Annotated in this window: 19 protein-coding genes; 11 read left to right on the forward strand and 8 right to left on the reverse strand. The window is 72.6% G+C overall.

Annotated elements, in window-relative coordinates; genetic code table 11:
• Positions 1-88: 88 nt before the first annotated feature.
• The 3 genes from ABZ823_RS17360 to ABZ823_RS17370 all read right to left on the reverse strand — a co-directional run bounded on the left by ABZ823_RS17360 (position 89) and on the right by ABZ823_RS17370 (position 4,236).
• On the reverse strand, positions 89-1,837 hold the full coding sequence (locus ABZ823_RS17360) for an LCP family protein (RefSeq protein ID WP_361660275.1): 1,749 nt from the start codon (positions 1,835-1,837) through the stop codon (positions 89-91).
• Between the two features lie 239 nt (positions 1,838-2,076).
• Positions 2,077-3,288 carry an LCP family protein gene (locus tag ABZ823_RS17365; RefSeq protein WP_361660353.1) on the reverse strand — a complete coding sequence of 404 codons (1,212 nt, stop codon included), beginning with the start codon at positions 3,286-3,288 and terminating at the stop codon, positions 2,077-2,079.
• Positions 3,289-3,474: 186 nt separating this feature from the next.
• On the reverse strand, positions 3,475-4,236 hold the full coding sequence (locus ABZ823_RS17370; protein ID WP_361660278.1) for a TIGR03089 family protein: 762 nt from the start codon (positions 4,234-4,236) through the stop codon (positions 3,475-3,477).
• Between the two features lie 139 nt (positions 4,237-4,375).
• On the opposite strand from ABZ823_RS17370, the gene ABZ823_RS17375 reads away from it, so the two are divergent.
• Both ABZ823_RS17375 and ABZ823_RS17380 read left to right on the forward strand, forming a co-directional pair.
• Positions 4,376-5,797, forward strand: a complete 1,422-nt coding sequence (locus tag ABZ823_RS17375; protein ID WP_361660280.1) for a peptidoglycan recognition protein — start codon at positions 4,376-4,378, stop codon at positions 5,795-5,797.
• A gap of 279 nt (positions 5,798-6,076) precedes the next feature.
• Positions 6,077-7,159 carry an NDP-sugar synthase gene (locus ABZ823_RS17380; RefSeq protein WP_361660283.1) on the forward strand — a complete coding sequence of 361 codons (1,083 nt, stop codon included), beginning with the start codon at positions 6,077-6,079 and terminating at the stop codon, positions 7,157-7,159.
• A gap of 176 nt (positions 7,160-7,335) precedes the next feature.
• Here the strand turns inward: ABZ823_RS17380 and ABZ823_RS17385 are convergent, their stop codons facing one another.
• The 4 genes from ABZ823_RS17385 to ABZ823_RS17400 form a co-directional block, all read right to left on the reverse strand.
• Positions 7,336-8,337: a DNA-3-methyladenine glycosylase 2 family protein gene (locus tag ABZ823_RS17385; protein WP_361660286.1), complete on the reverse strand. Its 1,002-nt coding sequence runs from the start codon at positions 8,335-8,337 to the stop codon at positions 7,336-7,338.
• Between the two features lie 123 nt (positions 8,338-8,460).
• The gene (locus tag ABZ823_RS17390; protein WP_361660356.1) at positions 8,461-9,732 is read right to left on the reverse strand and encodes a coenzyme F420-0:L-glutamate ligase; all 1,272 of its coding nucleotides are present in this window, start codon (positions 9,730-9,732) and stop codon (positions 8,461-8,463) included.
• Between the two features lie 149 nt (positions 9,733-9,881).
• Complete coding sequence (gene cofD / locus ABZ823_RS17395) at positions 9,882-10,841, reverse strand: 2-phospho-L-lactate transferase (protein WP_361660289.1); 960 nt, start codon at positions 10,839-10,841, stop codon at positions 9,882-9,884.
• A gap of 120 nt (positions 10,842-10,961) precedes the next feature.
• Positions 10,962-11,504 (reverse strand): cysteine dioxygenase family protein, encoded by a 543-nt coding sequence (locus ABZ823_RS17400; protein WP_361660292.1) that lies wholly within the window; start codon positions 11,502-11,504, stop codon positions 10,962-10,964.
• A 706-nt stretch (positions 11,505-12,210) separates the two neighbouring features.
• Between ABZ823_RS17400 and ABZ823_RS17405 the strand changes: the two genes are divergently transcribed.
• The 3 genes from ABZ823_RS17405 (at position 12,211) to ABZ823_RS17415 (ending at position 17,824) form a co-directional block, all read left to right on the forward strand.
• Positions 12,211-12,474: a WhiB family transcriptional regulator gene (locus ABZ823_RS17405; RefSeq protein ID WP_003975777.1), complete on the forward strand. Its 264-nt coding sequence runs from the start codon at positions 12,211-12,213 to the stop codon at positions 12,472-12,474.
• 215 nt (positions 12,475-12,689) lie between these two features.
• The gene (locus tag ABZ823_RS17410) at positions 12,690-16,307 is read left to right on the forward strand and encodes a glycosyltransferase (RefSeq protein ID WP_361660295.1); all 3,618 of its coding nucleotides are present in this window, start codon (positions 12,690-12,692) and stop codon (positions 16,305-16,307) included.
• Positions 16,304-17,824 carry a DUF5719 family protein gene (locus ABZ823_RS17415; RefSeq protein WP_361660298.1) on the forward strand — a complete coding sequence of 507 codons (1,521 nt, stop codon included), beginning with the start codon at positions 16,304-16,306 and terminating at the stop codon, positions 17,822-17,824. Before ABZ823_RS17410 ends, ABZ823_RS17415 begins: the two co-directional genes overlap by 4 nt.
• A 32-nt stretch (positions 17,825-17,856) precedes the next feature.
• On the opposite strand, the gene ABZ823_RS17420 is transcribed toward ABZ823_RS17415, so the two are convergent.
• Complete coding sequence (locus ABZ823_RS17420; protein ID WP_361660359.1) at positions 17,857-18,306, reverse strand: metallopeptidase family protein; 450 nt, start codon at positions 18,304-18,306, stop codon at positions 17,857-17,859.
• A 381-nt stretch (positions 18,307-18,687) separates the two neighbouring features.
• On the opposite strand from ABZ823_RS17420, the gene ABZ823_RS17425 reads away from it, so the two are divergent.
• From ABZ823_RS17425 to ABZ823_RS17450, 6 genes are all read left to right on the forward strand, one after another.
• Positions 18,688-19,065 carry a DUF3499 domain-containing protein gene (locus ABZ823_RS17425; RefSeq protein WP_361660301.1) on the forward strand — a complete coding sequence of 126 codons (378 nt, stop codon included), beginning with the start codon at positions 18,688-18,690 and terminating at the stop codon, positions 19,063-19,065.
• Between the two features lie 135 nt (positions 19,066-19,200).
• Positions 19,201-20,565 carry a phosphomannomutase/phosphoglucomutase gene (locus ABZ823_RS17430; RefSeq protein WP_361660305.1) on the forward strand — a complete coding sequence of 455 codons (1,365 nt, stop codon included), beginning with the start codon at positions 19,201-19,203 and terminating at the stop codon, positions 20,563-20,565.
• A 143-nt stretch (positions 20,566-20,708) separates the two neighbouring features.
• Positions 20,709-20,879: a Trm112 family protein gene (locus ABZ823_RS17435; protein WP_361660308.1), complete on the forward strand. Its 171-nt coding sequence runs from the start codon at positions 20,709-20,711 to the stop codon at positions 20,877-20,879.
• 28 nt (positions 20,880-20,907) lie between these two features.
• Positions 20,908-22,035, forward strand: coding sequence for an SIS domain-containing protein (locus ABZ823_RS17440; protein ID WP_361660310.1), 1,128 nt, complete (start codon positions 20,908-20,910; stop codon positions 22,033-22,035).
• Between the two features lie 62 nt (positions 22,036-22,097).
• Positions 22,098-23,249: a mannose-6-phosphate isomerase, class I gene (manA, locus tag ABZ823_RS17445; RefSeq protein ID WP_361660312.1), complete on the forward strand. Its 1,152-nt coding sequence runs from the start codon at positions 22,098-22,100 to the stop codon at positions 23,247-23,249.
• Between the two features lie 154 nt (positions 23,250-23,403).
• Positions 23,404-24,381: a cation diffusion facilitator family transporter gene (locus tag ABZ823_RS17450; protein WP_361660315.1), complete on the forward strand. Its 978-nt coding sequence runs from the start codon at positions 23,404-23,406 to the stop codon at positions 24,379-24,381.
• Positions 24,382-24,384 lie beyond the last annotated feature (3 nt).

The following is a 24,384-nucleotide window of genomic DNA, read 5'->3' on the forward strand; positions in this document are numbered from 1 at the left end:
GTCCAGTTGGACGCTTGGCACGCCCGACGGGATGTACTCCGGCCGGGCTGGTCTTCCCTCGTGTAAGACGCGTGGCAGGCCGCTCAGGTCACTTGGCGCACTGAACCTTGTCCGCCGTGGACTTGCTGTCGACTTCCGGCGCCTTGGTCGGGGCCGTCAGCGGCACCCCGGCGCCCTTGAAGTCCTTGCCGAGGGTCAGCACGATCGCGGGCAGTCCCTGGGCGTTCTTCTCGCTCTTGCCCGGCTTCAACGCCGAGGCGGGCAACCCCATGAGGTCCGCCAGCTTGCGTGCCTGGTCGGCCTGGTCGGGGGCGTACTCGAGGGTGGTCTTGCCGAGCGTCACACCCGCGTTGCCGAGTTGGCTGGACTTGGTCACACCCTTGGTGTTCTGCAACCAGTTGAGGGTTTCCTGTGCGCTGCCGCCCGGGGCGCCGCCGTTGTAGATGTCGACGCGGATGTCGGAGGCGGCCGAGCGGGAGCCCTTCAGCCGGGCGTTCACGGCAGCCTTGTCCTGGTTCTGCTTCTGCTTGACCGCGGTGAAGGAGACGTCCGCCCTGATCGCCTCGAAGACCTGGGGCGCCTTGCCCGGGTTGAGGACGACCGTCTTCTTGACCGCCCCGTCCGCGGGGTTGTCGAGCACCGGCACCGTCGTGAACGTCAGGTTCTTGGGGTTGAGCTTGCCCAGCTCCAGACCGAGGTCCTTCAGCTTGCCGATGCTGTCGATCTTGGAGTCGACGGTCAGTGCCTTGGTGGCCGCCTCCGCCACGTCCAGCATCTTCGTCGGATCGGTGAGCGTGGAGTTCGACTTCAGCTTGCGCATCAGCGCGCTGAGGAACTGCTGCTGGAGCTGGATCCGGCTCAGGTCACCGCCGAAGCCGACGGCGTGCCGGGTCCGCACGAAGGCCAGCGCCGTCTCGCCCTCGATGTTGTGCGTGCCCTTCGACAGCTTGAGGTGCGAGTCCGGGTCGTCTATGTCCTTGCCCAGACAGACCTCGACCCCGCCGACGGCCGACGTCAGCGTCTTGACCGCGTTGAAGTCGGCGACCATGAAGTCGTCCGGTGTGATGCCGGTCAGCTCGGTGACCGTGCGCATGGTGCAGCTCGGTGTGCGGTCGTCCTGGCCGAGGCTCGTGTTGAAGCGGACGCCCTTCGTGCCGGGGATGACCTTGGTGGTGCCGTCGGCCTGCTTCGTCGGGCAGTCGGGCACGTCGACGATCAGGTCGCGGGGGATGCTCAGGGCGGTCGCGTTCGAGCGGTCCTTGGAGACGTGGAGAAGGATGTTGGTGTCGGCGTGCCCGACGCTGCCGGTGTCGCCGTATCCCGTGTTGCCCTTGCCGGTGCGCTTGTCGGTGCCGATCAGCAGGATGTTGATCGCCTTGTCCTTCTGGAAGCCACCGGTGCTCGCGCCGTCGTCCGACACGGACGTGATGTTGTCGTTGAGGTGCTTGATGTAGAGGTAACCCGCCGCGGAGACCGCGACCAGTACGAAGGCCATGCCTCCGCCGGTCCACAGCAGCGCCTTCTTCGCCTTGCCCTTCCTGGGCTTCGTACGCCCCCGGCGGCGCCCCGGCGGCGGCTCCTCGGGAGCGCCCCGGCGCCGGCGCGGGCCCGGGACGGTGTCCGGTGGCGCCGTGTCCGGAGCCGGCCTCCGGGGACCGGGCGCCGTGCGCGCTCCCCCCGAAGCCCCCGCCGTGGGAGTGCCCCGGCGGGGTCTCGGCACGGCCGACTGCGGTGCGGAAGGGGTCAGTCGCAGTTCGTATTCGCCGGTGTTCGGGTTGAGCACCCACTGGTCTGCGGGATCGATGTTGTCCGCCCGCCCACGGCCTTGCGCGTCCACGGTTGTCCGAATCCTCCGTCGGGGCCACGCGGCGCCTTCCCCCTCGAGGCGCTCGGGTCTTTTCAACCAGTGCGTGACCCAGGGCGGACCTCATGGGTATGGCACCGGATCGCTCACACTATCCGCCCAGTTCAGCGTCCAGCGACGGCGGTGACAAATTCCACTCCCCTACAACCGGGCAATTCGTCCCAATTCTCAGAGAGTTCTTAGCTCACGCGTTCCCCGCCTTGGGGCGCACTTTACTCGCACGCGTCCTGTGCGGCCGTGTTCCCGCGGAAAGTGGGCGGGGGTTCGGGACTCCGTCGCGGCACTCCGGGACCAACCGGCGGCTTTCCTCCGGACATTCCGTCGTCGTGCGACTGCACGCCGTCACCGGAACCGCCCCCCTTGTCGCTCGTTTTTGCGGGCGAATCGCCTGGAACTTCCTTCGTCACCTCGACGGGCTGGTCCGCGCGCAGCCGCGCGAAGAGTTTCCGCGCCGCCGGTTCCGCGAGTTGGTCGCGATTGGCATCGCCCGGGTACGGGGTGCGCGGCACGGTCAGGAACTGCACGTGTTCGGCGTTGAGGCTCCGCAGCCCCCGCACGAGCTGGTAGAGCCCGCGCAGACTCGCGAGGGCCGGGTCCGTGGTGAGGGCCGAGGTGGCCGCGTCCAGCACGGGATACAGCTTCACCGGGTTCAGCAGCACGTCATTGCTGCGCGCCTTGTTGACCAGTGCGCCGAGGAAGAACTGCTGGCGTTCCATTCGCTCGGTGTCGCTGCCGTTGCCGAGGCTCTTGCGGGCGCGTACGTAGCCGAGCGCCTGTTCGCCGTTGAGTGTCACCCTGCCCGCGGGCAGCTTCAGCCCGGCGGCCTTGTCGTCGATCGGCTCCTTCAGGCAGACAGCGACGCCGTGGAGGGCGTCGATCAACTTCTTGAAGCCGTTGAAGTCGACGACCATGTAGTGGTTGATCCGGATGTTCGTCAGCTTCTCGACGGTGCGCACGGTGCAGGCGGAACTGCCCGTCGCGAAGGCGTGGTTGAACATCGTGAACACCGGTTCGGTGCGGCTGCCGTCCCGCCGTCGGCAGCTCGGCACGTCCACCATGAGGTCGCGGGGCAGGGACACGGCGGTGGCGGTGCGCCGGTTCGACGCCAGGTGCAGCAGGATCGCGGTGTCGGACCGCTCGGATCCCATGTCACGCCCGTACCGGCCGTTGCCGTCGCCCGACCGCCGGTCGGACCCGATGATCAGGATGTTCTGCGCGCCGCGCACGAGCGCGGTGGGCCGCTCCTTCTCGTACCGGGCGAGTTCGGCCGCGGCGTCGTTGTCCGCCGTGATGTTCGAGCTCAGCTTCTCGTACGCGGCCCACCCGAGTCCGCTGGTCCCGAGCACGACCACGGCGAGACCGAGCGCGGAGCGGCGCACCCAGCGCCGGCGTCGGCGTGGTGGCCGCCACGGGGTGCCGTGGATGGTCACTGCGGGGTGCACCCCCTTGCGGCGTACGAGCGTGTCCGGCTCTTACGACCATGGCCCGGGACGGGGCCGGGGGGCGGCTGATGCTGGTCCGAACGGGGGAGGGCGCGCCCCGGCCGGGCGCGCCCCGGCCGGGCGCGCCCGTGCGGGCACGAACCACGCGAGACGGCCGCGGAGGGCCGCTCAGCGGGCGGGGGCGGTGGCCGTGACGCGTTCGCTCTCGATCCGCTGGGCGAGCGCGTCCTCGCCGAGCCGCTCAAGGTTCCGGCAGAGCACCACCGAGCCCCCGGCGGCCAGGGGCGCGTACAGCCCCGCGCTCAGACCCTCCCATGTGTCGTACGGCAGCCCGGACAGCAGTCGTGAGCCGGGGCCGGTCAGGCCGAGGGCGGGCGCGTCGGCCCGGGCCCGCTCCACGACCTCCCCGCCCGTGTACTCCGCCCCGGCGACGATCAGCGCCGGCGCCTGCGGGTCGACGCGCGCGTACGGCTGGAAGCGGTCGCCCTGGCCCGGCACCTCGGCCGCGTAGTCGAGGAAGCCGTCCGGGGGCTGCGGGAAGCGGCCGCCCAGAGGCCGCAGGGCGAGGGCGACGCGCTCCCCGGAGCAGGCGCGCGCCTTCTCCAGCGTGTCGGGACCGCTGACGACGAGGTCGGCGGCCGCCGCGTCGCCGCCGAGGTCCGCGACGACGCCGACGGACGCGCATGCGAGCAGCCATGCCGCCGTCTGCCAGTGAGCGGGCAGCAGCAGTGCGACCCGGTCGCCGGGCTCGGCGCCGAGGTCGCCCTGGAGGAGGTTGGCGGTCTTGGCCACCCAATTGGCGAAGGTCGTCACGGACAGTTCGACGCGTTCGCCCGTGGCGTCGTCGTAGAAGGTCACCAGGGGGCGCGAGGGGTCCGCGGCGAGCGCGGAACGCAGCAGGTCGGCAGGGGTGCGGTCGGTGGCGTTCACGCGCGCAAGCGTACGCGGGGGCGCTGCCCGGGGGTGGAGCGGCGGGTGGGCGACGAGCCACCGGTTCGGCCGAGCGGATCCGACGACCCGTCAGTTCCTTGATGGACATATATGTCTGACTATGTCCAATATCTGGGGCATGCGTGGATTCCTTGCTTCCTCGATCGCTGTCACCTGTGCCGTGCTGACCCTGCCCCTTGCGCCCCCGGCCACGGCGGCCGGGCCGGTCGCCGGGTCGGCCGTCCCCGGCAGCACCCAGTCGCTCCCCCTCGTGCCCCTCACCGGCTCACGGGCCCCCGGGGCCGCGGCCGAGCGCGGGCTCGCCCCGCGGACCGTACGTTCCTTCTCCCTGGTCGGTGTCGTCTGGGACGACCCGGCCGCCGAACTCCACGGCCACGTCCGGATCCGCACCCGGGCGCACGGCACGGACCGGTGGTCCGGCTGGCAGGAGCTGGAGGCGCACAACCAGGACCACGGCCCCGACCCGGACACCGGGGAGGGCCGCTCGAACCGGATGCGCGGGTCGACGGCGCCGCTGTGGGTGGGTGACTCGGACGGCGTGCAGGTGTGGGTGCGCGCGGAGGTGGCCGGCCCGGGCGCGACCCGCGTCCCGAAGCTTCCCGAAGGCCTCCGCGTCGAACTCGTCGACCCGGGCAGGGAGCCACGGGAAGACGCCCCCGCGCAGACGCCGTACCCGCACGGGGACCCGGGAGTGCCCGGTGCCGGCGCGCCCGGCCCTGGCGCGGGCGCCTTCGGCACTGCGCCGAGCGCCGGGGCGATCGAGTCCGTCGTCGACGGCGGTCTCGCTCCCCTCAACGCCCTCGAAATCCCGAGGCCTTCGAAGAAGCCGACGGCGACTACGGACCCGGCGCGGTCGACGCAGCCGACGGCGAAGGCGTGGAAGGCGTGGAAGGCGGGCGAGGGGGCCGCGACGGCGGGGCGCCCGCAGCAGCCGTACGTCGGCCCGCGGCCCCCCATCGTCTCGCGCAGTGGCTGGGGCGCCGACGAGAGTCTGCGCGAAGGAGGCTTCCTCTACACGAACACCGTGAAGGCGGCCTTCGTGCACCACACGGCCTCGGGCAACAACTACAGCTGCTCGCAGGCCGCTTCCCTCATCCGCAGTATCTACCGCTACCACGTGGTGAGCAGCGGCTGGCGGGACATCGGCTACAACTTCCTCGTCGACAAGTGCGGAAACATCTACGAAGGCCGTGCGGGGGGCGTGGAGAAGCCCGTCATGGGCGCCCACACCCTCGGGTTCAACGGCGACACCACGGGGATCGCCGTCATCGGCACCTACACCGGCACCGCCCCGTCGGCCGCCGCGGTGGACGCGCTCGCCCGGCTCACCGCGTGGAAACTCGGCCTCTTCGGCAGGGATCCGCGCGCCAAGACATATCTGGTGTCCGCGGGTGGCAATCTCTACGCAAAGGGCGAGAACGTACGACTGAACGTGATCTCCGGCCATCGGGACGGCTACGCCACTGAGTGCCCCGGAAGGCTGCTCTACGGTGAACTCGGCCTGGTCCGCTCCGCGGCGGCCCGCTACCAGGGTCGCTGAGGGCGGGGGCGGTCGCGGGACGTCGTGGGGACCGCTCGCGGGGCGGCGTACGGTGACGGCACGACACCGAACGACGTCCCTTACGAAGCCGTACGAGTTCATCCGCACGAAGGAGTGCGGGGGCGTTTCCCCACACAGCCGTCGAAGGACACCCCACTGTCGTCGAAGGCGCCTCTAACGGTCCTCATAACGCCTTTAGCGGTCCTCATAACACGGTCTGCATACACTGGCCGGCCGATGGACAGTTCGGCCGGTCCCGGCAGGAAGCAGAGACGACAGGTGACAGAAGCGATCCTCCTGGTCGGCGGCAGAGGCACCCGGCTGCGCCCGCTCACGGTGCACACCCCCAAGCCCATGGTTCCGGCGGCCGGGGTCCCCTTCCTCACGCACCAGCTGGCGCGGGCCAGGGCGGCGGGGGTCGAGCACATCGTGCTCGCCACGTCCTACCTCGCCGAGGTGTTCGAGCCGTACTTCGGTGACGGTTCGGCCCTCGGCCTCAGGCTGGAGTACGTGACGGAGGAGGAGCCGCTCGGCACGGGCGGCGCCATCCGCAACGTGGCGAGCCGCCTCCACTCGGGCCCCGACGACCCGGTTCTGATCTTCAACGGTGACATCCTCACGGGCCTGGACATCCGCGCCCTGGTGCACACCCACGAGTCGACCGGCGCGGACGTCTCCCTCCACCTCACGAAGGTGACGGACCCGAGGGCGTACGGCCTGGTCCCCACGGACGAGACGGGCCGGGTCACGGCGTTCCTGGAGAAGCCGCAGACGCCCGAGGAGATCGTCACCGACCAGATCAACGCCGGGGCGTACGTCTTCCGGCGTTCGGTGATCGACACCATCCCGGTGGGTCGCCCGGTCTCGGTGGAGCGGGAGACCTTCCCCGGTCTCCTGGCCGCCGGGGCGCATCTCCAGGGCATGGTGGACTCGACGTACTGGCTGGACCTGGGCACCCCGGCCGCCTTTGTGCGCGGCTCGGCGGACCTCGTCCTCGGCCGGGCCCCGTCGCCCGCGGTGCCCGGCCGCTGCGGCGACCGCCTCGTCCTGCCGACGGCGTCGGTCGCCACGGACGCGAAGCTGACGGGCGGCACGGTGGTGGGCGAGGGAGCGTTCGTCGGGGAGGGCGCCCGGATCTCCGGCAGCACGCTGCTCACCGGCGCGGTGGTGGAACCGGGTGCGGTCATCACCGACTCCCTGATCGGCGTGCGCTCCCGGATCGGCGAACGCTCGGTCCTCACGGGCGCGGTCATCGGCGACGGCGCGGTGATCGGCGCGGACAACGAACTCCGCGACGGGGTACGGGTCTGGTGCGACGCGAGGATTCCCGCGGGCGCGGTGCGCTTCTCGTCGGACCAGTGAGGACGGGCGGGGCTTGGCCCGGGCCCGGGCCCGGGCCCGAGGTCCGGGGTAAGAGCCGGGCAACGGTCGGGTGAGAGCCGGGGGGCGGGCCGGAGGCATCAGCCCGCCCCTCGGCCCCCGGCCCCTGCTCCCGGTCCTGCGACCGCCCGACGTTCTTTACAGCCTCTCGATGTCCCCTACAGGCGCCCGATGTCCCCGCGGCGCATCCGCGGTGCCCGCCGCGGCGGTACACAGCCGCTCAGCAGGATCAGTCGCGCCGCCCGGTGCCGCTGCCCCGCGTACGGCTCCAGCAAGGACAGCATCACCTCGTCGTCCGCGTGCCGGTCGCCCGCGAGAGCGAATCCCACGATCCCCGGCAGATGCAGATCCCCGACGGTCACCGAGTCCGGTGCCCCATGACTGCGCTGCACGGTCTCCGCGGAGGTCCACGGCCCGATCCCCGGCACCACCTCTAGCCGCGCCTGCGCCTCGGCGGGCTCCATCCCCGTCGCCTGTTCCAGGCGTGCCGCTACCCGCACCGCCCGCAGGATCGTCGACGCCCGCTTGTCGTCGACACCGGCGCGGTGCCATTCCCACGACGGGATCAGCGCCCAGGTGCGCGGGCCCGGCATCACATGCATCCGCCCCGGCGCGGGACCCGGCGCCGGTTCCCCGAACTTCCGTACGAGCAGCCGCCACGCCCGGTACGCCTCGTCCGTGGTGACCTTCTGCTCCAGGATCGACGGGATCAGCGACTCCAGGACCAGGCCCGTCCGCGTCAGCCGCAGCCCGGGGCGCCGCTTCGACGCCAGCGCGAGCAGCCGGTGCCGCGGCTCGAACGCGTCGGGGACGTCCGACGCGCCGAGCAGGTCGGGCAGTTGCTCGAGCAGCCACTCCGCCCCGGGCCCCCAGGCCTCCGCCTCGGCGATCCCGCTCCGCAGCGCGACCCGCAGGGTGCCCGGCCCCTGAGGTGTGCGGGTGGCCCGCCACACCGATCCGTCCGGGGTCGCCCGGAACGTGGGGTCCCCGGGTCCGCGCCGCAGCGGTCCGAGCACCAGCCCGAGGTCCAGCGGTCCGGTCGGGGCCCAGGCCCGCCGCCGGCCCGGCGCCGTGACCTGCCGTGGCACACCGGTGGGTACGACGACATCCCCGCCACGCAGGGTCGTGGGGGTGGGGCGGGGAGGGAAGCGTCCGGCCACGGAGAGGGTCCTAGTGATGCGTGGGTGTCTTAAGAGAGTAGAGCCGGACGGACCGCACGGGGTGACTGTCCGCACATCGCGCTGCCGGGTGTTCCGGCCGCCCGCGCCCGGTGCCCGGCGGGCTCACCGCACCTCGATGAACGCTCCCGGATCCCGCTCCGGCCGGGGCCTCGGCTCCTCGGCCGGATGCCCCACCGCCACGGCGCCCATCGGCTCCCAGGTGCCCGGCAGCCCCAGCACCTCCCGTACGACATCGCGGCAGAACATCGTCGACGACACCCATGCCGAGCCCAGCCGCTCCCCGGCGAGCGCGACCAGGAGGTTCTGCACGCCCGCGCCGGTGGCGACCACGAACATCTCCCGCTCGGCCGCGTCCCGCCGCGCGTCGCCGTATGTGTGGGAGCCATCCATGACCATGCAGGGCACGACCAGGTAGGGAGCGTTGCGCAGCACATCGCCGCGCCGGATCCGCTTCGCGATCGACTCCTCGGTCTTCCCGTCCCGCCGCAGATCGGCGATCCACGCCTTACGCATCGCGTCCAGCAGCCGCGTCCGTGACTCCCCGGACTCCAGCAGCACGAACCGCCACGGTGTCGTGTGGTGCGGTGCCGGCGCGGTCACGGCGGCGGCCACCGCACGGCGTACGGCACCGGGGTCGACGGGCTCGTCGGTGAACGCGCGCACCGTGCGCCGCTGGGTCACCGCCTCGCGTACCGCCTCGGAGGTGCCCAGCCGGAACATGTCGTCGCGCGCGCCGCGCACCATGGCCCGCGCACCCTCGCCGTCGTCCCCGGCCACCATGTGCGGCAGCCCGCGCACGACGGCGACGGGCAGACCGGCGGCCTTGCCCTTGACCAGGTCGCCGGCCGCGGCCAGCTCGTCGGCGGTGGCGACGACGGTAGCGCTCAGCGGATTGCCGTGTGCGTCCGTGCCTCCGCGCAGGTCGTCCAGGACCCGTACGCCCGCGGCCCCGATGGCCACATCCGTGAGTCCGGTGCGCCAGGGCCGTCCGAAGGTGTCCGTGACGACCACGCCGACCTCGACGCCCAGCGTGTCCCGCAGGCCGTCCCGGACGGCCCGCGCGGAGGCGTCGGGGTCCTCCGGCAGCAACAGCACGGTCCCCGCGGGGGTGTTGGAGGCGTCGACCCCGGCGGCAGCCATCACCAGGCCCTGCCGGTTCTCGACGATCCTGAGCGGTCCGCGCCGGGCCACGACCCGCACGGTCTCGGCGTCGATGGCGGCCTCGCGGTCGTCCGCCGGGACGACGCGGCCCTCGGCCTTGGACACGATCTTCGACGTGACGAGGAGCACGTCCCCGTCGGCGAGCCCGGGCTCCGCCATGGCGATGACCTTCGCCAGGTCGTCGCCCTCACGGATCTCGGGCAGCCCGGGCACGGCCCATACGCGGTAACCGTGCGCACCGCCGCCGCCGACGCCCCCGCCCGGTCCGGCGTCGTCCCCGGCGGGGCCGGTCTCCGACCCGCCCGGTCCGGTGCCTCCGGCCGGTCCGCCGCCCGCTGCCTCGCGCCCCCGAAGCCCGTCGCTCAAGCGGCTCGCACCTCCTCCGCCAGCGCCAGCGCCTCGCGGGCCATGCGGGCCGTCGCCTCCAGGTCGGTCATCAGCAGGGGTACCGCGCGGCAGCGGATGCCCGCGGCCTCTACGCGCTCCGCGGAGGCCGCGTCCACCGTGTCGACGAGCCAGCCGTCCAGCAGGCCGGAGCCGTAGTGCTCGGCGACCGCCGCGGCCGTCGCCTCGACACCTACCGCCGCGAGCACCTTGTCGGCCATGCCGCGCACGGGCGCGTCCCCGACGATGGGGGACAGGCCCACCACCGGCACCCCGGCCTTCGCGATGGCCTCCCGTATGCCGGGCACCGCGAGGATCGTGCCGACGGACACCACCGGGTTGGACGGCGGGAAGAGTACGACATCCGCCTCGGCGATGGCCTCCAGGACGCCCGGCGCCGGCTTCGCCTGCTCGGCTCCGACCGGAACGACGGCCTCGGCCGGGACGGAGGCCCGCAGCCGCACCCAGTACTCCTGGAAGTGGATCGCCTTCCGCTCGCCGTCCAGCTCGACGGCGACATGGGTCTCGATACGGTCGTCCGACATGGGGATGAGCCGGACCCCTGGCTTCCAGCGGTCGCACAGGGCCTCGGTGACCGCGCTGAGCGGGTAGCCCGCGCCCAGCATCTGCGTCCGCACGATGTGCGTGGCGAAGTCGCGGTCGCCGAGCCCGAACCACTCCGGCCCCACGCCGTAGGCCGCGAGCTCCTCCTTGAGGTGGAAGGTCTCCTCGGCCCGGCCCCAGCCCTGTTCCTCGTTGATGCCGCCGCCGAGCGTGTACATCACCGTGTCGAGGTCCGGGCAGACCTTCAGCCCGAAGAGGTGGATGTCGTCGCCGGTGTTGCCGATGACGGTGATGTCCGCGTCGGGCACGGCCCGCTTGAGACCACGCAGAAACCGGGCACCGCCGATGCCGCCTGCCAGAACCACAATGCGCATTGAGACAGTGTGTCAGCCGCCAGGCCGACTCGTTGAGGGCGGTGGTCGGGCGACCGGGGGACGGTCTCGCTGGCGGCCGCGACCACGCGTGAGCGGGTTGTCGACGGACGGCCGCCTGGCTCAGGTGGTGACCGTGTCCATGGGGCCGCGCTCCGCCGCGCACGCCGAGACGGGGGCAGCGCCGGTCGCGCGGGACGGAGACGGGGAGAGCATGGACATCTCGGTCAGGCCCGGGAAGTACACGTGCAGGCTCACCGCCGGCTCCAGCGCGTCGTTCACCACTTCGTGCACGTATCCCGGAGCGAACACCCTCTGCGCCCCTACACCCAACGCGCGGGTGCCGCGCTCCGTGCGCTCGGTCAGTGCGCCGTGCAGGACGGTCAGCACGCCGGACGAGCGCCCGTGGTCGTGCAGTCCGCTGCCCTGCCCGGGGACCCAGGACAGCAGCCACACCTCGTAGCCGGGCCCGGTGCGCAGCCGGTGGTACCAGCGGGACGTCGCGTCGTAGCGCACGAGGTGCTCCCACTGGGAGCGGTCGGTGGCGATGGAGCGGGCGAGGCCGGCGAACTCGGCCACGGTGGCCGGGTGCTCCCGCGGCGGCTGGAGCAGGTGCGGTACTTCCAGGATGTCGCCGGCGATCTGCAGGTCGCTGTCGCTGTTCATGGGTGCGGTGGTTCCTCGGCGAGAGTGCGGGGGGAGGGGGCTGGATGGCGCGAGTCGTCCGCCCGGGTCGCGGGCGTGGCGGGAGCCCTGGTGCGGGCGCGGAACAACAGCCGAGTCGGGTGGACTTCAGGGGCGGCCGGAGCGAAGAGGCAGGCTCAACAGCCGGAACAGCAACAGCTACAGCGAGCGCGGGCAGCACCGTGGGACCCGGCGGAGCGGGTCTGGGTGAGTGCCGAGTTCGCGAGCATGCCCTCTAGGACATCGGTTCACACCTCCCCTGTCAACTTGGGGTCCGGAATGTGGGAGGTGTTTCACCTCATCCGGTTCATCTCGCAGATGAAAGGTTTGTGCACGGGGGGTCCGGGACACATGGAGCGCACCACCGGGCGCACGAACCTCGTTGCGATCCCGTGATCCGACTGTGATCCGGTTCGCTTCGCGGTACGCGTCGGAACGAGATCGAACGCGCGGACGTCCTCCCCCATGACGGGGTGGCAGCCCGCCGGAGGCCCTGTCGGGTGTCTGTGTTTATGCCGATTTGAACACTTTCCGCATAGCCTTGGTTCCGCAGAGTGAATAAGGGGCCCAATAGCAGATCTCGGCTTGACTGGCCCGGATCGGCACACTTGTAATTTCACTCGTGTCGTTCAGCCGGAATCGGTAACGGCTACATCACGGGGACGCGAAAGACTGACGAGGGGCGCACATGACCGAGCTGGTGCAGCAACTGCTGGTCGACGACGCGGACGAGGAACTCGGCTGGCAGGAGCGCGCGCTGTGCGCCCAGACCGACCCCGAGTCCTTTTTTCCCGAGAAGGGCGGCTCCACCCGCGAGGCCAAGAAGGTCTGCCTCGCCTGCGAGGTCCGCTCGGAGTGCCTCGAATACGCGCTCGCCAACGACGAGCGCTTCGGCATCTGGGGCGGCCTGTCCGAGCGTGAGCGCCGCCGTCTGAAGAAGGCCGCGGTCTGACGCGGGCCGGCCGGAGGCCTCCGGCCCCCTCGCCCGGACAACGGCCCCCGGCCTTCTGCCCAGACGTCACGACGGCCCGTCGCAGGTGGGTTATCCACAGGCGGCGGGCCGCTGCGCTGCCCAGCCGATAGTGTGGTCGCTCGTCCGAGACGCCCCGCTGCCCCCGGTGGGCACAGGCGTCCACCGCAGTCCATCGAACCGGGGCCCGTACCTCGATGTCCGTGCACAGCCATACGGCAGCCCATCAAGGCACCGCTGCCACACCTGAGTTCCCGCGTCACGTGGTCACCGCGGTCCTCGTCGCCCACGACGGCGGCCGCTGGCTGCCCGACGCGCTCGCCGGGCTGCTCGGCCAGGAGCGGCCCGTGCAGAACGCGGTGGCGGCCGACACCGGCAGCGCCGACGACTCGGCCCAGCTGCTCACCGACGTGCTCGGCGGCGACCGCGTCCTGCACCTCGCCAGGCGCACCGGTTTCGGCCAGGCCGTCGAGGAGGCCAACCGCACCGCGGCCGTGCTGACCCCGGAGGACCTGCCCTACCTCAAGCGCCCCAGCGGCTGGGACCCCGCCACCCGCAGCTGGCGGGACGACGCGTACGACCTGCCCGAGCTGCCGTACGGGGAGCCGGTGCAGTGGCTGTGGCTCCTGCACGACGACTGCGCCCCCGAACCCGACGCCCTGGCCCAGCTGCTGCGGGTCGTCGAGAACGAAATGGAGCTGGGCCGCGACGACGTGGCCGTCGTCGGCCCCAAGCTCCGCGGCTGGTACGACCGCCGGCAGCTCCTGGAGGTCGGCGTCAGCATCGCCAACTCCGGCCGCCGCTGGACCGGCCTGGACCGCCGCGAACAGGACCAGGGCCAGCACGACCACGTCCGCCCGGTGCTGTCCGTGTCCACGGCCGGCATGCTGATCCGGCGCGATGTCTTCGAGCAGCTCGGCGGGTTCGACCGGCACCTGCCCCTGATGCGGGACGACGTCGACCTGTGCTGGCGCGCCCACGCCGCGGGCCACCGCGTCCTGGTCGCCCCCGAAGCGGTCGTACGGCACGCGGAGGCGGCCTCCCGCGAGCGCCGCACCGTCGACTGCGCCGGCCGCACCACGGCCTCCCCCCACAAGGTGGACAAGGCGGGCGCCGTCTACACCCTCCTTGTCAACGCCCGCACGGGACAGCTGCCCTGGGTCCTGCTCCGCCTGGTCCTCGGCACCCTGCTGCGCACGGTCGCGTACCTGGTCGGCAAGGTGCCCGGACAGGCCGTCGACGAGCTCCGCGGCCTGCTCGGAATCCTGCTGCGACCGGAGCGGATCATCGCAGGGCGGCGCAGGCGTGGCCGCCCCCAGGTCGACAAGGGCGAGCTGCGCCCGCTGTTCCCGCCCCCCGGGGCGACCATCCGCGCCACCGTCGAACAGGTCGCGAGCAACCTGGTCGGCCGCTCCGACCCCGAGGTCTCCTCGGCCGGCCGGCACGGCGGCGGCCTGGAGTCCGGACCGGGCGGCGACGACGCCGACTTCCTTCAGGTCGAGCAGTTCGCCCGGGTCAAGCGCATCGCCCGCAAACCCGGCCCGGTGCTCTTCGTCGTCCTCCTGCTCGTCTCGCTCGTCGCCTGCCGCGCCCTGCTCGGCGGCGGCTCGCTCGCCGGCGGCGCGCTGCTGCCCGCGCCCGCCGACTCCTCCGAACTGTGGTCGCGCTATCTCGACGCCTGGCATCCGGTGGGGGCCGGCGGCACGCAGTCCGCGCCGCCCTACATCGCGCTGGTCGCCCTGCTCGCGAGCCTCCTCTTCGGCTCCACCGGACTCGCGGTGACGGTGCTGCTCGTCTGCTCGGTGCCGCTGGCCGGATTCACCGCCTACTTCGCCTCGCGGCCGCTCGTCGAGTCCCGGCTGCTGCGCGCCTGGGCGTCCGTCGTGTACGCCTTCCTGCCCGCTGCCACCGGCGCCCTCGCCGGCGGCCACATCGGCACCGCCGTCCTCGCCGTCCTGCTGCCGCTCCTCGCGCGGGCGGGCATCGCGGCCGCCGGGCTCGCCCATGCCTCCGGCGCGCGCGGCAGCTGGCGCGCCACCTGGGCGTACGCGCTGCTGCTGACGATCACCACCGCGTTCACGCCCATCGTGTGGCCGATCGCGGCGGCCCTGGGCCTGGCCCTGCTCGTCATGCGCAGGAACGCCCTCCTCGCCTACGCGCCGCGCCTGCTCGCCCAGTTGGGCACCCCGCTGCTGGTGCTCGCCCCCTGGTCGCTCACGCTGCTACCCCACGGCTTCTTCCAGGAGGCGGGTCTCGCCTACGGCAAGAGCGCGGCCTCCGCCTTCGACCTGCTGGGCGCGAGCCCCGGCGGCCCAGGCACGGTCAACGGGCTGATGCTCATCGGCATCGTCCTTGCCGCGCTGGCGGCCCTCATGCGCGGCGAGCGCCAGAGGGGCATCTGGACGGCGTGGGCAGCGGCCCTGGTGGGGCTCGTCTTCGCGGTTGTCTCCAACGGCTCGACATGGGCCGGACCCGCGACTGTCGTCTACGGCCTCGCGCTGCTGTCCGCCGCCGCGATCGGCGCGGACGGCGCCCGGGCCCGGGTGGCCGAGCAGAGCTTCGGCTGGCGTCAGCCCGTGGCCGCGCTCATCGCGTTCGCGTGCGCGGCGGGCCCCCTGCTGCTCGCCGCCGGGTGGATGATCCGCGGTGCCGACGGGCCCGTGGAGCGGCGCGACCCGGTGCAGGTGCCCGCGTTCGTGGCCGAGGAGGGCGGCACCAGCGACCAGGCCCGCACCCTCGTCCTCGACGGCGAGTCCACCGCGCGCGTGGGCTACACCCTGGTCCGCGGCTCAGGCGCCCGTCTCGGCGACGGCGAACTCGCCGCCGTGGACGGCGAGAACAAGCGGCTCGACAAGGTCGTCGCCAACCTCGTGGCGGGCTCCGGCGCCGACCAGGCCGACGAACTGGGCGGCTTCGCCGTGCGGTACGTCCTCGTCCGCAAGGGTGCCCCGCGGGACGTCAGCCGCGTCCTGGACGCCACGCCCGGCTTGTCCCGGCTCAGTCAGCAGGACGGCAGCGCCCTGTGGCGGCTGGACCGGCAGGTCTCCCGCGCCGCGATCGTCGCCGGCTCCGCCGCACCGCAACCCGTCGCGGCCGGACCCGTCGAGATCCACACCAGGATCCCGTCCGGCGCCGCGGGCCGTGTGCTGCGGATCGCCGACACCGCCGACGCGGGCTGGACCGCCACGCTGGACGGCAGGCCGCTCACCCGCACCACGGTCGACGGCTGGGCCCAGGGCTTCGAACTGCCCGCGTCCGGCGGCACGTTGGACGTCACCTACGGCACCCCGTTCGGCCACAGCGCCTGGCTGTGGGCGCAGGGCGCGCTCGCCGTCGTCCTCGTGGTGCTCGCCCTGCCCGGCCGCCGCCGGGACGTCGACGACGACCTTCCCGAGGAGCGGGCCGTGCCCGCGCAGGACCTCGCAGGCGAGGGCCGACGGGCCCGTCGGCTGCGCGCCCAGGCCGAGGCGGAGGAGGCGGGCCAGGACACCGACGCCCCGCCCCCGGCGGAGGAGGCGCTCGAGCCCGCGGCGATCCCGCAGCAGCACCCGTACGGGGAGTGGGACACGACGGGCTACGCGGACACGGAGTACGGCACATACGGCGCCGAGCAGTACCAGGGCGGCCAGGAGTATGCGCCGGGCCCGTACCAGCAGCAGCCCTACCCGGCCGACCCGTACCAGGGCCACCAGTACGACCCGTACGCCTACGGCAACACGGCGCCGTACGACCCGACGTACACCCAGGGCTACGCCGCGCCGTACGACCCGGCGCACGGCACCGACAGTGAGCGCCCCGACGGGAGCCAGCAGTGAACCGCACGACCCTGTCCCTGATCGCCGGTGTGACCGCGCTCGCCGCCGTCACCGGGTTCGCGGCGCTCAACGCGCCCGACGCGTCCGGCGGCGACACCGCGAAGACGGCCGCCCGGCTGCCCGTGGAGCAGACCCGGCTGCTGTGCCCCGAGCCGAGCACCTCCGACATCGCCGACACCACGTACACGTCGTTCACGCCCGTCTCCAGGGGAGCCGGCGGCAGCGGCAAGGCCCAACTCACCCCGGCCGGGAAGCAGTCGGCGGACGGCGCGGGCACCGGCAAGAGCGGCGGCAAGGACGGGAAGGGCCGCAAGCAGTCGGGGGCGCCGGCCGTGACTCCCAAGGAGCCCGGCACCCCGGTCACCGGGGACGGCTCGGGCGCCGACACGCCCGCGCTCATCGGATCCGCCGAGGGACGCCTCGCGCCCGGCTGGACGGTCCAGGAGACCACCGAGGTCGCCGCGGGTGCCGGCCGCGGGCTGCTCGGCACCAACTGCACCGCCCCGGACACGGAGTTCTGGTTCGCGGGCGCCAGCACCGCCGCCTCCCGCACGGACTACGTGCACCTGACCAACCCCGACGACTCCGCCGCGGTCGTCGACATCGAGCTGTACGGCAAGGACGGCGACCTCAAGTCGACGGTCGGCGAGGGCATCACGGTCCAGCCGCACTCCAGCGAGCCGATCCTGCTGTCCACGCTCACCGGCGCGCGGGAGCCCGATGTCACGGTCCATGTGGGCGTCCGCAGCGGTCGCGTCGCCGCCGCCGTACAGGCCCTCGACGACAAGCTGGGCGGCGACTGGCTGGCCGCCTCGACGGACCCCGCGGGGTCCCTGGTGCTGCCCGGTATCCCCGGGGACGCCACGGACGTCCGCCTGGTGGCCTTCGCGCCCGGCGACAACGACGCCGACCTCAAGGTGCGCCTCGCCTCTCCCTCCGGGCAGATCACCCCGGCCGGCAACGAGACCCTGCATGTGAAGGCCGGGACGACCACCGCCGTCGACCTGGGCGACGTCACCCGCGGCGAGGCGGGCTCCCTGGTGCTGACACCCGGCGACACCCCGGTCCCGCTGGTCGCCGCCCTGCGGGTGGTGCGCGGCAAGGGCGCCGACCAGGAGACCGCGTTCATCCCGGCGACCGCGCCGGTCGGCACCCGCGCGTCGGTCGCCGGCAACAGCGCCAAGGGCACCACACTCGCGCTGAGCGCCCCGGGCGCCACGGCCAGGGTCAGAGTCACCGCGTCCACGGGCAGCGACGGCGGAACGGCGGCGACCAAGGAGTACACGATCAAGGGCGGTACGACGCAGGACGTGGACGCCCCGGTGCCGAGCGGGCTGAAGGGCACATACGCGCTCACCGTCGAGCCGCTCTCCGGAGGGCCCGTCTACGCCGCCCGTACGCTGAAGACGACCATGGAGGGCGTACCGGCGTTCACCGTGCAGACCCTTCCCGACGACCGGGGCACGGTGGCGGTGCCCGAAGCTGACCAGGACCTCTCCGTGCTGCTGAAGAAGTGACGGCCCGAGAGGCCGCCGCTCCTTCAGGCCGGTCAGTCCTCGCCGTAGCGCGGATCCACCGTCTCCGGCGTCAGCCCCAGCAGCTCCGCCACCTGTTCCACGACCACCTCGTGGACCAGAGCGGCACGCTCGTCGCGGCCCTTGGTGCGGATCTCTACCGGGCGGCGGTAGACGACGACACGTGCCCGGTGCCCGTCACCGGCCGGGAGCGTGCCCCCGAGGGGCACCGCCTCGTCGCTCCACGCCTGGCCGGGGCCGTCGAGGCGCGGCACCTCGAGGATGAGGAAGTCGATGTCGGCGAGCTGCGGCCAGCGCCGCTCCAGACGCTCCACGGAGTCCTGCACCAGATCCGCGAACGCCTCGGCGCGGCTCGCGGCGAGCGGCACCTGGGGCGGCGCGATGGGTCCGCGCATGCCTCTGCCGTGGCGATCACGGCGGCGGGGCCCGGGTGCGGCGGCGCGGGGCGGTACGGCGTTGTCCATCACTGACGAAGCGTAATCCCCGCACGGGCTCGGCGCCCGGCCCCACACGACCGCGCGCCCCCACCCCGCCTGTCCAGTCGGCTCGCCGGACATGCCGCCGGTTGTCCGCCGAGCTGTACGGCATGTCGCAGGATGACCATTTCAGCCAAGGTTGGGCTCGATTCCATATCCCTCCCGGACCGCCGACCTCATGAGAATTGACGAGGTTTGTACCAAGTGGTGACCGATTTCAGGGGGGACCGAGACCGGCCCCGAGGCCTCCCCGCAGGTCACCAAGGCCGGTCGGGAGGAGTGTGTGGGGCGTTTCACAGCACGACACGGTGGAGTGACCTGAGGGAGAGTCGTCGCGGCCCGCTCAAGAGTGCGGTACCGTCCAACGTCGTGAGCCCTGTACGTCGCTGTTCGCGCACCGCTTGCGGCCGACCCGCCGTCGCGACGCTGACGTACGTCTACGCCGACTCGACCGCGGTCCTCGGCCCGCTCGCCACCTACGCCGAACCCCACTGCTACGACCTGTGCGCCGAGCACTCCGAGCGCCTGACCGCACCGCGCGGCTGGGAGGTCGTCCGGCTCCTGGACGGCTCCGCCCCCGCGCGTCCCAGCGGCGACGACCTGGAGGCGCTCGCCAACGCGGTCCGCGAGGCGGCCCGCCCGCAGCAGCGCGCGGCCGAGGCGAGCGGCGGCAGCGCCCGCACGGCGGACCCGATGGAGGTCGCGCGCCGGGGTCACCTGAGAGTGCTGCGCTCACCGGACAACTGAGCCCTCGGGGCCTCGTCCACGAAGCCCCGGTATGAACTCCGTGGGAACTGGTCTTCGAGCCCGCTGGACCCCCCACCGAGGGTCGGTCGCAGCAGGTAGTTTGGGGCCATCGTCAAGACCTCAGGAGGGTTGGCCGTGGCTGCTGATCTGTCGCAGATCGTGAAGGCGTACGACGTACGCGGTGTCGTCCCCGACCAGTGGGACGAGTCGCTGGCCGAACTCTTCGGGGCGGCCTTCGTCCAGGTGACCGGCGCGAACGCGATCGTGATCGGTCACGACATGCGGCCCTCCTCCCCGGGACTCTCACGCGCCTTCGCCCGCGGGGCCGCCGCACGCGGCGTCGACGTCACCGAGATCGGCCTGTGCTCGACCGACCAGCTGTACTACGCGTCGGGCGCACTGAATCTGCCGGGCGCCATGTTCACCGCCTCGCACAACCCGGCCCAGTACAACGGCATCAAGATGTGCCGCGCGGGCGCCGCCCCCGTCGGCCAGGACACCGGCCTCGCCGAGATCCGCGCACTGGTCGAACAGTGGGTGGACGAGGGCGCTCCCGAGCCCGTGCGGACCCCCGGGACGGTCACCCAGCGGGACACGCTGGAGGACTACGCGGCACACCTGCGCTCCCTCGTCGACCTGACCTCCATCCGGCCCCTGAAGGTCGTCGTCGACGCCGGCAACGGCATGGGCGGTCACACCGTGCCCACCGTCTTCGCCGGGCTGCCCATCGACCTGGTCCCGATGTACTTCGAGCTGGACGGCACCTTCCCCCATCACGAAGCCAATCCGCTGGACCCCAAGAACATCGTCGACCTGCAAAAGCGCGTCCGCGAGGAGCACGCCGACATCGGCATCGCCTTCGACGGCGACGCCGACCGCTGCTTCGTCGTCGACGAGCACGGCGACCCCGTCTCGCCGTCCGCGGTCACGGCGCTGGTCGCCGCGCGCGAGCTGGCCAAGCACGGCGGCAAGGGCACGGTCATCCACAACCTGATCACGTCCTGGTCCGTGCCCGAGGTGGTCCGCGAGCACGGCGGCTCGCCCGTCCGCACGCGTGTGGGCCACTCCTTCATCAAGGCCGAGATGGCACGCACCGGCGCGATCTTCGGCGGGGAGCACTCCGCGCACTACTACTTCAAGGACTTCTGGAACGCCGACACGGGCATGCTGGCCGCGCTCCACGTCCTGGCGGCCCTCGGCGGACAGGACGGCCCGCTGTCCCAGCTGGTCGCCGAGTACGACCGCTACGCCGGGTCCGGGGAGATCAACTCCACCGTCGACGACCAGAAGGGCCGCCTGGCCGCGATCAAGGCGGCGTACGAGGGCCGTGAGGGCGTGGCCATCGACGAGCTGGACGGCCTGACCGTCTCGTCCGCCGACTGGTGGTTCAACGTCCGACCGTCCAACACCGAACCGCTGCTCCGCCTGAACGCGGAGGCGAAGGACGAGGCGACCATGACGAAGATCCGGGACGAGGCCCTGGACATCATCCGCGGCTGACCGCCGACCGCGCTGCACGGCCGGAGCGGGCGCCCCTCGCGAGCGGGGCGCCCGGGGCCGCGCCGCCCCGCCCAACCCCCGTATGCCGGCCCGGCGGCGGTAGTCTGACCAGGCCAAGCGCACTCGCTTTGAAGGGACCCCTCATGCCGCTCGAAGCCGGCCTCCTGGAGATCCTCGCCTGCCCGGCGTGCCACGCCCCCCTGAAGGAGGAGGACGGCGAGCTGGTCTGCACCGGCCGGGACTGCGGCCTTGCCTATCCCGTCAGGGACGGCATCCCGGTCCTGCTCGTCGACGAGGCCCGACGCCCCGCCTAACGGACCCGGCGATCGGAGACTGCCGCTCATGCTCGACGAATCGCTGCTCGACGACCCCGACGCGTTGGCAGTCGCCGACCGCCGAGCCCTGCTGCGCGGCGCCGCCGAGGCCGGCGCCCGGGTCCGCACCGCCGTGCGGCACGCCACCGAGGCGGGGATCAACGAACTGAAGCCCGACGGCCGCCCCCGCGCCCTCCTCATCGCGGGTCCCGGCACCGCCTCCGTGGGAGTGGCCGAACTGCTCGGCACCCTCGTCGGCTCCTCCTGCCCGGTCACCCGCATCCACCCCACCGGTGTCGCCCCCGCCGCCGGCGCCCTGCGCTGGGACCTGCCCGGCTGGGCGGGCCCCGTCGACCTCCTGCTGATCGCCACGCCCGACGGCAGCGAACCGGGTCTCGGGATCCTCGTCGAGCAGGCCTACCGGCGTGGCTGCACCGTCGTCGCCGTGGCCCCCGTCGGCTCCCCGGTCACGGAGGCGGTGACCGGTGCGCACGGCCTGTTCGTCCCGATGGCGACGGCCCCGTACGAGCAGGAGGAACCGCTCGCCGCGTCCGCGCCCGGCGTGCTGTGGGCCCTGCTCACCCCGCTGCTCGCCCTCCTGGACCGCACCGGGTTGCTCTCCGCCCCGCCCGAGGCACTGGGCAAGGTCGCCGACCGCCTCGACCAGGTCGCCGAGCGTTGCGGCCCGGCCATCGCCACCTACACCAACCCCGCCAAGAACCTCGCCGCCGAGCTGGCCGAATCGCTCCCGGTGATCTGGACGGAGGGCGTCTCCGCCGAGCCGGCCGGCCGCCGTTTCGCGGCCGCGCTCGCCGAGCTGGCCGGCCGCCCCGCGCTCACCGCGCAGCTGCCCGAGGCACTGGCCTCGCACAGTGTCCTGCTCTCCGGCCCGCTCGCCGCCGGCGCCGACCCCGAGGACTTCTTCCGGGACCGCGTCGAGGAGGCACAAGCCCTGCACGCGCGCGTGGTGCTGCTGCGGGACCGCCCCATCGGGGGCCTGAGCGCCGCCCCCGCCGCACGCGAGCTGGCCCTCACCCACGACACGGCGATCAGCGAGCTGGAACCGGAGGACGGCAGCGAGCTGGAGACCCTCGCGGAACTGATCGCCATCACAGATTTCGCCGCTGTTTACGTGGCGCTCGCTTCGGGGGCCTGATCTTGGCTGACGCCGCCTGACCGGCGCCCGCCGAACAGCGTACGTACGGAGAAAAGACACCCATGGATCGCCTCGACAACACCGTTCGCCCCTACGCCTGGGGATCCGTCACCGCCATCCCCCGGCTCCTCGGTGTGGAGCCGACCGGTGAGCCGCAGGCGGAGATGTGGATGGGCGCCCACCCGGGCGCGCCCTCCCGAACCCCGCGCGGCCCGCTCAACGAGGTGATCGACAAGTCCCCCGAGCAGGAGCTGGGAAGCCGCACGGTCGCCAAGTTCGGCCCGCGGCTGCCCTTCCTGCTGAAGATCCTCGCCGCCGGCGCCCCGCTCTCCCTTCAGGTGCACCCGGACCTGGAGCAGGCCAGGGCGGGCTACGCGGACGAGGAGCGCCGCGGTATCCCCGTCGACGCTCCCCACCGCAACTACAAGGACGCCAACCACAAGCCCGAACTGATCTGTGCCCTGACCGAGTTCGACGGCCTGTGCGGCTTCCGCGCGCCCGAGGAGGCCGCCGAGCTGCTCGCGGGCCTCGACGTCGACTCCCTCAAGCCCTACGTCGACCTGCTGCGCGCACACCCCGAAGAGGCCGCCCTGCGCGAGGTCCTCACGGCGGTCCTGTCCGCCGACCCGGAGGAGATGGCCCACACGGTCACCGAGGCCGCGACAGCCTGCACCCGCCTCGGCGGCGCCTACGCCGCGTACGCGGACATCGCCCACCACTACCCCGGCGACCCCGGCGTGATCGCGGCCATGCTGCTCAACCATGTCCGGCTCCAGCCCGGCGAGGCCCTCTTCCTCGGCGCCGGCGTCCCGCACGCCTATCTGAACGGCCTCGGCGTCGAGATCATGGCCAACTCCGACAACGTCCTGCGCTGCGGTCTGACCCCCAAGCACGTCGACGTCCCCGAACTGCTGCGCATCGTCCGCTTCGAGGCGAACGACCCCGGCGTGCTGCGCCCGGAGGCGTCCACGGACGGCGAGGAGGTCTACGAGACCCCCATCGACGAGTTCCGCCTGTCCCGCTACGTCCTGCCCGAGGGCGCCGCCCCGCACGCCCTCACCCGCCCGACCCCGCAGATCCTGCTGTGCACGGCCGGCTCCGTACGCGTCGGCGAACACCTGCTCGCCCCTGGCCAGTCCGTCTTCGTACCGGCGGACGAACCCACCGAGGTGTCCGGAGCCGGCACCCTCTTCAGGGCCACCGTCGTCGCCTGACCCGCAGCCGTACGCCGTCCCTTCCCCGGTCCGGCGCGGCGCCGCCGGACCCGGCTGCAACAATGACCCACCGGCAAAGGACGGGCAAAGCCCTGGGCGGGGTACGCGAGTACACGACCAGGGCGGCACGGCAACGAAGGGACAACGCGAACACATGAGCGCGTCAGGCGGCACCAGGGCGATCGTGGCGGCACTCGGCGCCAACCTCGCGATCGCGGCATCGAAATTCGTGGCGTTCGCCTTCAGCGGCTCCTCCTCGATGCTGGCCGAGGGCGTCCACTCGCTCGCCGACTCCGGCAACCAGTTCCTGCTGCTGATCGGCGGCAGGCGGTCCGAGCGCGCTGCCACCCCGCAGCATCCGTTCGGCTACGGCCGCGACCGCTTCATCTACGCCTTCCTGGTCTCGATCGTCCTCTTCTCGGTCGGCGGCATGTTCGCCATCTACGAGGGCTACGAGAAGATCCGGCACCCGCACCAACTCGAGCACTGGTACTGGCCGGTGGGCGTCCTCGTCTTCGCGCTGATCGCCGAGGGCTTCTCCTTCCGCACCGCGATAAAGGAGTCCAACGAGCTGCGCGGAAAGCTCTCCTGGGTACAGTTCGTCCGCCGCGCCAAGGCACCCGAGCTGCCGGTCGTCCTCCTGGAGGACTTCGGCGCGCTGATCGGTCTGGTCCTCGCCCTCGGCGGTGTCGGCCTCGCGCTGCTCACCGGCGACGGCATCTGGGACGGCATCGGCACCGCCTGCATCGGTGTCCTCCTGGTCCTGATCGCCCTCGTCCTAGCCGCCGAGACCAAGTCCCTCCTCCTCGGCGAGGCCGCCGGCCTGGACGTGATCAAGAAGATCGAGGCGGCGACCGTCGACGGTGAGACGGTCACCGGCATCATCCACATGCGCACCCTCCACCTCGGTCCCGAGGAGCTGCTGGTCGCCGCCAAGATCGCCGTCAGGCACGACGACACGGCCGCGCAGGTCGCCGCCGCGATCAACGCCGCCGAGGCCCGTATCCGCGCCGCCGTCCCGATAGCGCGGCTCATCTACCTGGAACCGGACATCTACAGCGAGGCCGAGGCGGCCAAGGGCCCGGACCCCGAGGCAACGCCCGGGGGACCGGCCCCGACCCCCGGCCACTGACCC

The organism is Streptomyces sp. NPDC047079 (assembly GCF_040643755.1).
In the GTDB taxonomy this organism is placed as follows: domain Bacteria; phylum Actinomycetota; class Actinomycetes; order Streptomycetales; family Streptomycetaceae; genus Streptomyces.

Bases quoted from the DNA above. Each gene is read 5' to 3' on its own strand.
- ABZ823_RS17375 (WP_361660280.1), top strand. From the start codon at position 4,376: ATGCGTGGATTCCTTGCTTCCTCGATCGCTGTCACCTGTGCCGTGCTG.
- cofD (WP_361660289.1), bottom strand. From the start codon at position 10,841: ATGCGCATTGTGGTTCTGGCAGGCGGCATCGGCGGTGCCCGGTTTCTG.
- ABZ823_RS17400 (WP_361660292.1), bottom strand. From the start codon at position 11,504: ATGAACAGCGACAGCGACCTGCAGATCGCCGGCGACATCCTGGAAGTA.
- ABZ823_RS17405 (WP_003975777.1), top strand. From the start codon at position 12,211: ATGACCGAGCTGGTGCAGCAACTGCTGGTCGACGACGCGGACGAGGAA.
- ABZ823_RS17410 (WP_361660295.1), top strand. From the start codon at position 12,690: ATGTCCGTGCACAGCCATACGGCAGCCCATCAAGGCACCGCTGCCACA.
- ABZ823_RS17420 (WP_361660359.1), bottom strand. From the start codon at position 18,306: ATGGACAACGCCGTACCGCCCCGCGCCGCCGCACCCGGGCCCCGCCGC.
- ABZ823_RS17435 (WP_361660308.1), top strand. From the start codon at position 20,709: ATGCCGCTCGAAGCCGGCCTCCTGGAGATCCTCGCCTGCCCGGCGTGC.
- ABZ823_RS17440 (WP_361660310.1), top strand. From the start codon at position 20,908: ATGCTCGACGAATCGCTGCTCGACGACCCCGACGCGTTGGCAGTCGCC.
- manA (WP_361660312.1), top strand. From the start codon at position 22,098: ATGGATCGCCTCGACAACACCGTTCGCCCCTACGCCTGGGGATCCGTC.
- ABZ823_RS17450 (WP_361660315.1), top strand. From the start codon at position 23,404: ATGAGCGCGTCAGGCGGCACCAGGGCGATCGTGGCGGCACTCGGCGCC.